The organism is Streptomyces atriruber (genome assembly GCF_001418325.1).
GTDB lineage: Bacteria > Actinomycetota > Actinomycetes > Streptomycetales > Streptomycetaceae > Streptomyces > Streptomyces atriruber.
This window is the reverse complement of record NZ_LIPN01000173.1, coordinates 1-12,184: the sequence shown is the minus strand read 5'-3', so window position 1 is coordinate 12,184 and position 12,184 is coordinate 1. Positions and strand designations below refer to the sequence as shown.

General features: G+C 70.5%; 13 protein-coding genes. 3 read left to right on the top strand and 10 right to left on the bottom strand.

What is annotated here, in order from left to right:
* The 3 genes from AOK03_RS19735 to AOK03_RS19725 all read right to left on the bottom strand — a co-directional run.
* Positions 1-1,130, bottom strand: a 1,130-nt coding sequence (locus tag AOK03_RS19735; protein ID WP_055566630.1) for a glutamyl-tRNA reductase, incomplete at its 3' end; no start/stop codon positions are given.
* Complete coding sequence (locus AOK03_RS19730; RefSeq protein WP_055566629.1) at positions 1,127-1,882, bottom strand: redox-sensing transcriptional repressor Rex; 756 nt, start codon at positions 1,880-1,882, stop codon at positions 1,127-1,129. The genes AOK03_RS19735 and AOK03_RS19730, both read right to left, overlap by 4 nt.
* Positions 1,883-2,187: 305 nt before the next feature.
* Positions 2,188-2,463: a glutaredoxin family protein gene (locus tag AOK03_RS19725; protein WP_055566628.1), complete on the bottom strand. Its 276-nt coding sequence runs from the start codon at positions 2,461-2,463 to the stop codon at positions 2,188-2,190.
* Between the two features lie 104 nt (positions 2,464-2,567).
* Between AOK03_RS19725 and AOK03_RS19720 the strand changes: the two genes are divergently transcribed.
* The 3 genes from AOK03_RS19720 (at position 2,568) to AOK03_RS19710 (ending at position 6,190) form a co-directional block, all read left to right on the top strand.
* Complete coding sequence (locus AOK03_RS19720) at positions 2,568-3,521, top strand: HAD family hydrolase (protein WP_055566627.1); 954 nt, start codon at positions 2,568-2,570, stop codon at positions 3,519-3,521.
* Positions 3,522-3,903: 382 nt separating this feature from the next.
* Positions 3,904-4,698 carry an ECF subfamily RNA polymerase sigma factor, BldN family gene (locus tag AOK03_RS19715; RefSeq protein ID WP_055566626.1) on the top strand — a complete coding sequence of 265 codons (795 nt, stop codon included), beginning with the start codon at positions 3,904-3,906 and terminating at the stop codon, positions 4,696-4,698.
* A gap of 238 nt (positions 4,699-4,936) precedes the next feature.
* Positions 4,937-6,190 (top strand): DUF5667 domain-containing protein, encoded by a 1,254-nt coding sequence (locus AOK03_RS19710; RefSeq protein ID WP_055566625.1) that lies wholly within the window; start codon positions 4,937-4,939, stop codon positions 6,188-6,190.
* Positions 6,191-6,258: 68 nt separating this feature from the next.
* Here AOK03_RS19710 and AOK03_RS19705 read toward each other — a convergent pair whose 3' ends face one another.
* The 7 genes from AOK03_RS19705 to AOK03_RS19680 all read right to left on the bottom strand — a co-directional run.
* The gene (locus AOK03_RS19705) at positions 6,259-7,326 is read right to left on the bottom strand and encodes a lysophospholipid acyltransferase family protein (protein WP_055566624.1); all 1,068 of its coding nucleotides are present in this window, start codon (positions 7,324-7,326) and stop codon (positions 6,259-6,261) included.
* A gap of 14 nt (positions 7,327-7,340) precedes the next feature.
* Complete coding sequence (locus AOK03_RS19700; protein ID WP_055566623.1) at positions 7,341-8,402, bottom strand: NAD-dependent epimerase/dehydratase family protein; 1,062 nt, start codon at positions 8,400-8,402, stop codon at positions 7,341-7,343.
* 176 nt (positions 8,403-8,578) lie between these two features.
* The gene (locus tag AOK03_RS41010; RefSeq protein WP_003948845.1) at positions 8,579-8,677 is read right to left on the bottom strand and encodes a 30S ribosomal protein bS22; all 99 of its coding nucleotides are present in this window, start codon (positions 8,675-8,677) and stop codon (positions 8,579-8,581) included.
* A 147-nt stretch (positions 8,678-8,824) separates the two neighbouring features.
* Positions 8,825-9,034 (bottom strand): helix-turn-helix domain-containing protein, encoded by a 210-nt coding sequence (locus AOK03_RS19695; protein WP_157869005.1) that lies wholly within the window; start codon positions 9,032-9,034, stop codon positions 8,825-8,827.
* A gap of 132 nt (positions 9,035-9,166) precedes the next feature.
* Positions 9,167-9,982, bottom strand: coding sequence for a phosphatase (locus AOK03_RS19690; RefSeq protein WP_055566621.1), 816 nt, complete (start codon positions 9,980-9,982; stop codon positions 9,167-9,169).
* 127 nt (positions 9,983-10,109) lie between these two features.
* On the bottom strand, positions 10,110-11,285 hold the full coding sequence (locus AOK03_RS19685; RefSeq protein ID WP_055566631.1) for an acetoin utilization protein AcuC: 1,176 nt from the start codon (positions 11,283-11,285) through the stop codon (positions 10,110-10,112).
* Positions 11,236-12,184: MFS transporter (locus AOK03_RS19680; protein ID WP_055566620.1), on the bottom strand; the 949-nt coding region annotated here is incomplete at its 5' end. The genes AOK03_RS19685 and AOK03_RS19680, both read right to left, overlap by 50 nt.

The window sequence follows — 12,184 nt, the reverse complement described above, 5'->3', positions numbered from 1 at the left end:
ATCGGGGCGTCCGCGGACGCCTCGGCGAGCGACTCGATGTCGACCAGGCGCACCCCGTCGATGCGGTGCACGGCCGCGTCGATGTCGCGCGGCATGGCGAGGTCGAGGAGTGCGAGCGACGTCGTACGTCCGTCGGAGGCGGCCCCGTCCCGCGCGGCGGCCGGTGCCGGGCCTTCGCCCTGCGCCTTCTCCAGCCACGCCGCGTGCTGTTCGAAGCCGGTGGCGTCGCCCCCGGTGGTACCGGCCGGGTCCGCGGGCGGCGCGAGGGTGTCGCGCACGGGCGGCGGCGGGGTCGTGCGGCCCACGGCGGCGGCGACGGCCTCGGCCGTCAGCACCAGACCGGTCGCGCCGGTGCAGGAGACCACCACGTCGGCACGTGTCAGTTCGTCGGTCACGTCGGCCATGGGGACGGCGCGCGCGGATGCCTCGGTGCCGGAGTCCGCGAGGATCTCCGCGAGGCGCAGGGCCCGCTCCAGCGTGCGGTTGGCGACGACGAGCTCCCGGACGCCGGCGCGCGCGAGCGTCGCCGCGGCCAGCGAGGACATCGAGCCCGCGCCGATCACCAGGGCGCGCTTGCCCTCGGCCCAGGCCTCCACGGACCCGCCCCCGGCGAGCTGTTCGAGACCGAAGGTCACGAGCGACTGCCCGGCCCGGTCGATGCCGGTCTCGGAGTGCGCGCGCTTGCCGACCCTGAGGGCCTGCTGGAAGAGGTCGTTGAGGAGCTTGCCCGCGGTGTGCAGCTCCTGCGAGCGCGCCAGGGCGTCCTTGATCTGCCCGAGGATCTGGCCCTCGCCGACGACCATCGAGTCGAGTCCGCACGCCACCGAGAACAGGTGGTGGACGGCACGGTCCTCGTAGTGGACGTACAGATAAGGAGTGAGCTCCTCCAGGCCGACGCCGCTGTGCTGCGCGAGCAGCGTGGACAGCTCGGCCACGCCCGCGTGGAACTTGTCCACGTCGGCGTAGAGCTCGATGCGGTTGCAGGTGGCGAGCACGGCCGCCTCGGCGGCGGGCTCGGCGGCCAGCGTGTCCTGCAGGAGCTTGGCCTGCGCGTCCACGGACAGCGTGGCGCGCTCCAGGACGCTCACCGGGGCGCTGCGGTGACTCAGCCCCACGACCAGGAGACTCATGCCGGCATCACGGCGGGGACGTCCCCGTCGGGTCCCTTGCGCTGCTGCTTGGCGGAGACGGGCGGGACGGGGCCCTCGGGGGCGGCGTCCTCCCCGGCCTTGCGCTGCTCGTGGAAGGCGAGGATCTGCAGCTCGATGGAGAGGTCGACCTTGCGCACGTCGACGCCCTCGGGCACGGAGAGGACCGTCGGCGCGAAGTTCAGGATGGAGGTCACACCGGCGGCGACGAGCCGCTCGCAGACCTGCTGGGCCGCCCCGGCGGGGGTCGAGATCACGCCGATGGAGACGCCGTTGTCGCTGATGATCTTTTCGAGCTCGTCCGTGTGCTGCACCGGCATCCCCGCGACGGGGGTGCCCGCCATCGCCGGGTCGGCGTCGATCAGCGCGGCGACACGGAACCCGCGCGAGGCGAACCCGCCGTAATTGGCGAGCGCGGCGCCGAGGTTACCGATGCCGACGATGACAACCGGCCAGTCCTGGGTCAGCCCGAGTTCGCGGGAGATCTGGTAGACGAGATACTCGACGTCGTAGCCGACGCCGCGCGTCCCGTAGGAGCCCAGATACGAGAAGTCCTTGCGCAGCTTCGCGGAGTTGACCCCCGCGGCGGCCGCGAGCTCCTCGGAGGAGACCGTGGGTACCGAGCGCTCCGACAGTGCGGTGAGGGCTCGGAGGTACAGCGGAAGCCTGGCGACGGTGGCCTCGGGAATTCCTCGGCTGCGGGTCGCCGGTCGGTGAGTTCGGCCAGTTGCCACGGTGCTCCTGCGGGTAGAGCGGGGCTGCAGGCGGTCACTCGTCCCCAGACCGCCCCGTCGAAAGCAGGCTATGTCTTTGTGAACGCGTGCACAAAGATGGTGTCCGATTTGCCCGGCCAACGTGACCGGGGTCACGCACTCCCGGCGCACGACCGTGGAACCGGCGCGCGGGCGACGTCGTCGCTCATTTGATGGGGGCAAAACCGCACACTCTCCTCACGATCGTCGCCCCCGAGACCAAAACCGCCCCAAAGCGTAATCGACTTTGCGGGCACTTTGGACTGACCGGTCAGTGCCGGACGGCCCTACCCGCCGAGCTCGCGCCGCAGCCGCGTCTCGTCCACGCGCCAGAAGGTGTGCTGCTCCCCGTCCACCAGAACGACCGGGATCTGCTCCCAGTAGGCCCGGTGCAGCTCCTCGTCCTGCGTGATGTCCTTCTTCTCCCAGGGAGTGCCGAGCTCCCCGCAGACCTTCTCGATCACCGACTGTGCGTCATCGCACAGATGACACCCCGGCTTCCCGATCAGGGTGACCAGCCGCTCCTGCGGTTTCCTCTTCGTACGTCGAAAAATCGGGCTCATGCCGCCATTCTCGCCCGGCCCCCGAACCGCCCGGACACGGAGAGTTCACAGGCCCGAATCCTCCCGACTCCGGAACCACCGAACAAACTGGCTATGCTCACGACATGGCCGCTCTCGGATGGCTCACCCCCCGTAGGCGCTCCGCCACGGCGCGGAGCGTGTTGGCAGGCGAGGCCTCGGCTGAGGCAGCGCGCAAGTCCTCCCAGGAACTGGAGGAACTCGACGCCCTCGCCGCGGAGACCGCGCCCGACGAAGGACCACGGGAACCGGAGTTCCCCGTCGTCGGCGACGACAAGGCCGCCGCCTTCTTCGACCTCGACAACACCGTGATGCAGGGCGCCGCGATCTTCCACTTCGGCCGCGGGCTCTACAAGCGGAAGTTCTTCGAGCGCCAGGAGCTGTTCCGATTCGCCTGGCAGCAGGCCTGGTTCAGGCTGGCCGGCGTCGAGGACCCCGAGCACATGCAGGATGCCCGCGACAGCGCCCTGTCCATCGTCAAGGGCCACCGGGTCGCCGAGCTGATGTCCATCGGCGAGGAGATCTACGACGAGTACATGGCCGAGCGCATCTGGCCCGGCACCCGCGCCCTCGCCCAGGCCCACCTCGACGCGGGCCAGAAGGTCTGGCTGGTCACCGCCGCCCCGGTGGAGATCGCCACGGTCATCGCCCGCCGCCTCGGCCTGACCGGCGCCCTCGGCACCGTCGCCGAGTCCATCGGCGGCGTCTACACCGGCAAGCTCGTCGGCGAGCCCCTGCACGGCCCCGCGAAGGCCGAGGCCGTCCGCGCCCTGGCCGCCGGCGAGGGCCTGGACCTGGGCCGCTGCGCCGCGTACAGCGACTCGCACAACGACATCCCGATGCTCTCCCTCGTCGGGCATCCGTACGCGATCAACCCCGACGCCAAACTGCGCAAGCACGCACGCGAGCGGGACTGGCGGCTGCGGGACTACCGCACGGGCCGCAAGGCCGCGAAGGTCGGGATCCCGGCCGCCGCCGGTGTCGGCGCGCTCGCGGGCGGTGCCGCCGCGGCCGTGGCGCTGCACCGCCGCCGCCACTGAAGGCACGTTCCGCTACCGCCGAAGGCACGTTCCGCCGTCACTGGAGGCACGTTCCGGCTCTGCCCGTGCGCCCCGCCCCGAGCATTCCGTCGGTCCTACCCCGCCACGCCTCCCGCCAGTCACGCCGGTAGCACTCGGCCACAACACGCCTCAGGCCGACACGGAATGTGACCCGATTCGATCAACAATTGCTCACTCTCCGGCACTTGAACGGGCGTCAATCGGTAACAGAAGCGACGTAATCGATGATTTGAGCAACTGGGTGTAGCGCTGCCTGTACGAAGCGTTATTCTCCTCAGACGCATTAGGGACCCCGCACGTCGCTACGACGGGTGAACGGTCCCGCACTGCACGTGATGGAAGCTCTGCCTCTGGGAGTCCCGTGTACCCACACGTCGGGGTTGACGCCTCGGGCCTGGCTACGCTGCGCGCAACGGTCATCGACCGCTTGCGCGGCTTCGTCCCCACCGCGTACGCCGTCCCCGCCGTCCCCGCACTCGCCGTCCCCGCACCCGCCGGGCCCTGCTATGCCCTGGCCAACAGCGGGGCGGCTGTCAGCAGACGGGCCCGTTCCGGCTCCGCTGCCGCCACCTCGGCCCCCACCCCCCGCCGCCCCGCGGCGGACAGCGACAGCGCACGCATGATGGACCTGGTCGAACGCGCCCAGGCCGGCGAGTCCGACGCCTTCGGACGCCTCTACGACCAGTACAGCGACACGGTCTACCGCTACATCTACTACCGCGTGGGCGGCAAGGCGACCGCCGAGGACCTCACCAGTGAGACCTTTCTGCGCGCCCTCCGCCGCATCGGCACCTTCACCTGGCAGGGCCGCGACTTCGGCGCCTGGCTGGTCACGATCGCCCGCAACCTGGTCGCCGACCACTTCAAATCAAGCCGATTCCGCCTCGAAGTGACCACCGGCGAGATGCTCGACGCCAACGAAGTCGAGCGCAGCCCCGAGGACTCCGTCCTGGAGTCCCTCTCGAACGCCGCCCTCCTCGAAGCCGTCCGCCGCCTCAACCCCCAGCAGCAGGAGTGCGTGACCCTGCGCTTCCTCCAGGGACTGTCCGTCGCCGAGACCGCGCGGGTCATGGGCAAGAACGAGGGCGCGATCAAGACCCTCCAGTACCGCGCGGTGCGCACGCTCGCGCGCCTCCTGCCCGACGACGTCCGATAGCGCTCCGTGGCGCCCAACTCACCTTCCGTGGCGACCAGATGGGCGCCACGGAATTGTCGCGGTCCGATCATCTTTCGTCCGTAACCCAAGTGCCGCGACGCTCGTTGTGCGGAATGCAGGCTCCCTGTGGTCGCTACCTGGCTGGCTCCGCTCACTCGATCGTGTGGAAATGGTCAGGACATGCAACCCTCAGGACCCCCTGGGGAGTCGACCGTCTTGACGAGAGGAGGTGCCGCCAGTGATCGCGAACGTATCGGCCCACCGGCGGGCGAACGCCTTCGCCCAGGCCCTGGAGGAGCATTCCGACCAGGGTCCGGCGGCCGAGCAGTCCGAGGACTCCGCGCCCGTGCCAGCGGCCGCATCCATGGAGTCCCCCGAAACCACCGGCCGCGCCGAACCGACCGAGCAGAGCCACATGCTGGCCCTGACGGACGGTCTCGACGCGCTGCCCAAGCCCGTCCTGGACCCCGAGGTCAAGGTCGTCCAGCGCGCCCAGCTCGTGGCCGCGATGGAAGCCATGTTCCTCGAGGGCGGCAGCCCCTCCGTGCCCGAGCAACGGTCCCGCAAGGGTGCCCATCGCGCGGGGGCCCTGGGGAAGTTGCGGCCGCGTTCCCGTCTGTCCAAGGGCATCGCCGCGGGCGGCCTCACCGTCGGCGTCGCCGCCGGCGCGTTCGGCGGAGTGGCCGCGGCCAGCTCCGACGCACTCCCCGGCGACTCGTTGTACGGCCTCAAGCGCGGCATGGAGGACTTCAAGCTGGGCCTGGCCGACGACGACACCGATCGTGGCCAGATCTATCTGGACCATGCGTCGACGCGGCTGAACGAGGCCCGCAGGCTCATGGAGCGGGGCCGCTCGGGCGCCCTGGACCACGAGTCCCTGGGCGAGGTCAGGCGAGCCCTCTCCGGCATGCGGCACGACGCCACGGAAGGCCACCGCCTGCTCCTGGAGGCGTACGAACGCGACGGCTCCCTGGGCCCCATCCAGGCACTGTCCGCGTTCTCCCAGTCGCACCGGGAAGCGTGGACCGACCTCCAGGGCCGCCTCCCCGTCCAGCTGGGCGACGTCGGAGAGCAGGTGAACTCCGTCTTCGACGCCATAGACCAAGAGGTCGACCCGCTGCGCTCCCTGCTGCCCCCTGCACCGGAGAAGGGCGGCTCCACCGGCCGGACGTCCCAGAGCCCCAGCGGCTCGGAGGGCTCCGACGGCCGCTCCTCGCACCCCTCGGGCGGCGGCAGTTCGCACGGCAGCGGGACGGGCAGCGACAGCAAGCCGAAGCCCTCCACGTCGGACCGCCAGGACGACGGCCTGCTCGGCGGCACCACCGGCGGCCTCCTCGACCCGCCGGACGAGAAGACCAGCCCGGAGCCCTCGGACGGCAAGAGCAAACCCGGTCAGCACAGCGACCCGGCCAAGCCGGACGTCACGCTGCCCCCGCTCCTGCCCGGCCTGCAGCTCCCGGAGCTCGGCATCGAGGGCGAGGACGCGAACTAGTCCCTGCTCGTACGCAGCCGGGGGCACTCTCCTGATCGAGGAGGGCGCCCCCGGCTGCGTACCCGCGCCTAGAAGAACACCGACCGCCGCTGCACCAACAGCTTGTACAGCGAATGCTGGATCTGCTCCCGCACCTGATCCGTCAGGTTGAACATCAGCATCGGATCCTCCGCCGCCTCCGGCGGATATCCATCCGTCGCAATCGGCTCACCGAACTGAATCGTCCACTTCGTCGGCAACGGCACCGCACCCAGCGGACCCAGCCACGGAAACGTAGGCGTGATCGGAAAGTACGGGAACCCGAGGACCCGCGCCAGGGTCTTGGCGTTGCCGATCATGGGGTAGATCTCCTCCGCCCCGACGATCGAGCACGGCACGATCGGTGAGCCCGTCCGCAGCGCCGTCGACACGAAGCCGCCGCGGCCGAACCGCTGCAGCTTGTAGCGCTCGCTGAACGGCTTCCCGATGCCCTTGAAGCCCTCCGGCATCACACCCACCAGCTCGCCCCGCTCAAGGAGCCGCTCCGCGTCCTCCGCGCAGGCCAGCGTGTGCCCGGCCTTGCGGGCCAGTTCGTTGATCACCGGCAGCATGAAGACGAGGTCGGCGGCGAGCAGCCGCAGATGGCGGCCCTGGGGATGGTTGTCGTGCACCGCGACCTGCATCATCAGGCCGTCCAGCGGCAGCGTCCCGGAGTGGTTGGCGACGATCAGCGCCCCGCCGTCGGCGGGGATGTTCTCGATGCCCTTCACCTCGACGCGGAAGTACTTGTCGTAGAACGGCCTGAGCATCGACATCAGGACCTGGTCGGTGAGCTCCTCGTCGTAGCCGAAGTCGTCGACCTCGTACTCGCCCGTGAGCCGCCGTCGCAGGAAGGAGAGGCCGCCCGCGATGCGCCGGTCCCAGCCGCCACCGCCCCGCGGCTCCGGCACCTTCCCCTGCGGCTCCCCGGGCGCCGCCGGCTGGGGCTCCGGGCGCTGCCGCGCGCCCTGCTGCTGCCCCTCCTGCTGCCCGGGCAGCGCCTTGACCCCGGCCACGGGGTCGCCCTTGCGCCGGGGCGCGGACCTGCGGCGCGAGGTGCGCTGCGCGCTGCCGCGCGACCGGTCGTCGTCGAACGGAATGACCTTGGCGTCCGCCATCGTTGACGCTCTCCTCAGTTGGCGCTCTGGTGGCCACCCGCGAGGGGCAGCGCGGCGATCCGGTCGACTGCCCCCGCGAGGGCACCTGGTGGCAGCAGCCCGGGGCCCCGGCTGCGCACGAAGTCCGCGAAGGTCTCCGCGGTCGTGTACTTCGGCCCGAACCCCAGTGTCTCGCGCATCTGCCGGGTGGCCACGACCCGGCCGTGGGTGAGCAGCCTGATCTGCTCGGGCGAGAAGTCCGTCGCACCGAGCGTGCGCAGCGCGGAGCCGACCCAGGTGACGGCCGGCAGGAACATCGGCACGGTGGGGCGGCCGAGCCGCCGCGAGCACTGGGACAGGAGCAGCTGGCCGTCACCGGCGATGTTGAACGTGCCGCTGTTGAGCGTGCCTCGCTGCGGGTCGTGCGAGGCGAGCCGCAGCACCTCGACCGCGTCGTCCTCGTGGACGAACTGCAGGCGCGGGTCGTAGCCGAACACGGTCGGCAGGACCGGCAGCGAGAAGTACTCGGCGAGCGGGGAGTCCGCGGCGGGCCCGAGGATGTTCGCGAAGCGCAGCACGCACACCGCGACGTCCGGGCGGCGCCGCGCGAAGCCGCGCACATAGCCCTCGACCTCGACGGCGTCCTTGGCGAAACCGCCGCTGGGCAGCGACTTGGGCGGCGTCGTCTCCGTGAAGACCGCGGGATCCTTGGGCGCCGACCCGTACACGCTGGTGCTGGACTTCACCACGAGCCGCTGGACCGTCGGCGACTTCTGGCAGGCGCCGAGCAGCTGCATGGTGCCGATGACGTTGGTCTCCTTGACCGAGCCGCGGCCGCCCCTGCCCCCGCGGCCGCCGAGCGCGGTCGCGGTGACGTCCATGTGCACGACCGTGTCGACACTGTGCTCGGCGAGCACCCTGGCGATCGTGGGCTGCCGGAGGTCGGCCCGGACGAAGTCGGCACCGCCCAGATGGTGCTCGGGTGGGACCGCGTCGACGGCGACCACCCGGTCGACGTCGGGGTCACGCTGGATGCGCCGGACGAACCGGCCGCCCAGCTGTCGGGCCACTCCGGTCACGAGCACGACCTTGCCCAAGATCAGCGCCTGCCTTTCCCCAAACCCCTCGCCGCGCCACCGACGGCTGTGTTCCGGACCACGCTATCTGGTGGACGTTGCGGTGTGATGTCCGTGAGCCCAGAGACGGCCGAAAACACCGAAGCCCTCCCGTCGGATGACGGGAGGGCTTCGGAACACGCTGTTACAGCGGTCGCTTACTTCTTGTTGCGACGCTGAACGCGGGTGCGCTTCAGCAGCTTGCGGTGCTTCTTCTTGGCCATCCGCTTACGCCGCTTCTTGATAACAGAGCCCACGACTACCCTCGCTCACTTCTCTTCACTCGGTGCGGGGCAGCAGACTGGGCCCACACGACCTACGTCGGCCTAGCCTACCCGTCCCCGCGTGAGGGACGTAATCGAGGGGCCATGGCCCCTGCGCGACGGGCCCTGGGGACCCCTCGCTCAACCTGCTTCGACCCCCACATAGGACTCGCGGAGGTACTCGTGAACCGCCTGCTCCGGAACCCGGAAGGACCTTCCGACCCGGATGGCGGGCAGATGACCGCTGTGCACCAGCCGGTACACGGTCATCTTGGACACTCGCATCACCGAGGCGACTTCCGCCACGGTCAGAAACTGAACCTCGTTCAGCGGCCTCTGGTCTGCAGCCATGACACCCCACCTGAACCTTCCGCACATGACGGGCACCGGCTTCCCCTTCCGGTGACTCTTCGTCGCTGCGCGCTCACTCCCCAGACTAGGGGCGGATGATGCGAGTGGGGAAGAGGAGCAGCCATCGGCCGCCTACTGTGACAGACACGCTCGATTGAGTACATAGCGAGTAAGCGGTCGGTAGTAATCAGACCGCACAGCGTCATCAAGCGGAACGACGACGGACACCTGCCCCTCGGCCTCCCCGACGAACAGCGCCGGATCATCCGTATCCGCCAGACCGATCGCCTCAAACCCCAGCTGACCTGCTCCGCAGACCCATCCGTGGTCCCCGATGACCAAGCCGGGAAGCGGTCCGCCGGCCTCCGCCGCGGCATCCAGGGCGGCTCGAACCGGGAGGGGTGAGTGGGTGTGTGCGCCGGTCTCACTCCCGGCGGGACGCGCGCCGGGTTCGCGCACCAGCGCGACTCCTTGTACGTAGTCAAGGTTGTACGTACGTAGGCCAAACCGGGTCGTTATGTCGACACTGCTGCCCTGCGCGGGGGTGAGGACGGTGCATCCGGCCGCCGACAAGGCGTCCGCCAAGGCTGCGTAGAACCCCAGCAGCCGGTGCGGATGACCGGTCCCGAAGAGCACGGGGACCCGCCATCGCGCCGCGACCGCCAGCCGTTCCGCGAACGCGTCGAGCGCCGCCAGCGTCCGCTCCGGGTCGATGACATCGGCTCCCGAGGTGTGGCCCGGATCGGCGGACACTCCGCACTTGTCGGACATCAGGCGCAGCAGGTCCCCGGAGCCCCAGCTCCATTCGGGGTCGAGCCCGAGAAGTATCCGCGGGTCCCGGGCAGCGAAGAGCCGATAGCTCCGCAGGCTCTCTTCCCGTGAGGTGGCCACGGGCCCGGCCAACCGAGCCGCCAACAGATGCGCACGCAGGGCGCCGGTGCTCAACACGCTGCCGATGCTGGCGCATCCGGACGGACCCGAACCACAAAACCCCGGAAACCACGCACAGTTGGGCTAACGCGGGCATAATCCAATCCGATCGGTCGGACCGGGTACCCAAGATCCTGGGTACCCCCTACGCGAGCAGCCCCCGCAGCGGAAACACCGCCCGCCGGGCCGCGAGCACCGCCTGGTCGAGCCGGTCGGCGGGGTCGTATCCCGACTCCCAGCCCTTCCAGTCCACCGGCCACCGCCCGTCCGTCATCCGCCCGGGCGCCAACTGCCGGGTCCGCGCGAAGACTTCCTGCCGCCATGCGTCGGGGATCTGCGCCGTGGGCTCGACGGGCCGCCCCGCGGCGACGGCGACGAGATGCGTCCAGGACCGCGGCACCACGTCCACCACCGCGTATCCCCCACCGCCCAGGGCGACCCATCGCCCGTCGGCGTGCTCATGGGCCAGCTCGTGGCAGGCGACCTGCACCGACCGCTGGGCGTCCAGCGAAACGGCCAGGTGCGCCAGCGGATCCTCGAAGTGCGTGTCCGCGCCGTGCTGCGTCACGAGGACCTGGGGCCGGAACTCGGCGAGCAGCTCGGGCACCACGGCGTGAAAGGCCCGCAGCCACCCGGCGTCCCCGGTGCCCGCGGGCAGCGCGATGTTCGCCGCGGTGCCCTCCGCCGCGCCGTCCGCACCCGTCTCCTCGGGCCAGCCGGTCTGCGGGAACAGCGTCCGCGGATGTTCGTGGAGCGAGATCGTCAGGACCCGCGGGTCCTCCCAGAAGGCGGCCTGCACGCCGTCGCCGTGGTGCACGTCCACGTCCACGTACGCCACGCGCTCCGCGCCCAGCTCAAGGAGGCGGGCGATGGCCAACGCGGCGTCGTTGTAGATGCAGAACCCGGAGGCGGCGCCGGGCATCGCGTGGTGCAGCCCGCCCGCGAAGTTCACCGCGTGCAGCGCGTCCCCGCGCCAGACGGCCTCGGCCGCGCCGACGGACTGGCCGGCGATCAGCGCCGACGCGTCGTGCATCCCGGCGAAGGCCGGGTCGTCCTCCGTGCCGAGTCCGTACTCCCCCCGCGCGGACGCGGGGTCGAGGGACGCGGCCTTCACCGCGTCCACATAGTCCCCGCGGTGCACGAGCCGAAGCGTCGAATCACCGGCACGCTTGGCCGCGACCACCTCAAGCTCCCGGTCGAGCCCGAAGGCGTCGACCAGGCTTCGGGTCAGCCCGAGCCTGACCGGGTCCATCGGGTGACCCGGGCCGAAGTCATAGCCCGTTACTGCCTCGTCCCACATCAGCTGTGCGCGGCCGCTCATGCCCGTCACCGTACCCGTCCGGTCCCGGGGCGAAGGAGCGGGCGTACAACAAGGTCAAGAGCACCAGCACCATGGGAACGAGCATCGCCCCCCGGTAGTTCCAGGCGTCCCCGAGCCCGCCCACCAGCGGCGAACCGATCAGAAAACCCACGTAGTTGAAGATGTTCAGTCGCGCGACGGCCGCATCCGAAGCCCCCGGGAACAATCGTCCCGCCGCGGCGAACGTCTGCGGAACAATCACGCACAATCCCAGTCCGAGCACCGTGAATCCGGCGATGCCCAGCCACGCCCCCGGCGCCACCGCCACGACCGCGAACCCCAGCGCGGCCACCACCGACCCGGCCCGCACCACCGCCACGGCCCCGAACCGCCGCACCCCCAGATCCCCGAGCCCGCGCCCCACCAGCGTCATGACCATGTAGACGTTGTACGGAACGGTCGAGACCTCCTCCGAACTCCCCAGCACGTCCTGCAGGTACTTGGCGCTCCAGTTGGAGACGGTCGAGTCGCCGATGTACGCGAACGTCATCACCAGACAGAGCGGCAGGAGCACCTTGAAGACGACGGCACCACCACCGTCCCCCGCGCCCCCGACCTCGGCCTTCGCCGCGTCGACGTACCACCGGCTCCCGACCAGCGCGACCGGCAACAACACGGCCACGACCGGCAGATAGGAGACGAAGAGCGACAGATCCCAGTGCGCCCCGGCCCAGGCCAGCGACGCCCCCACGATCCCGCCCAAGCTGTACGCGGCGTGAAACCCGAGCATGATGCTGCGCCCGTAGGCCCGTTGGAGACTGACTCCGAGCATGTTCATGGACGCGTCGAGCGCACCCACCGCGAGCCCGAACCCCCCGAGCGCGACGGCGACCTGCCACAGCGCGTCGCCCGCGCCCACC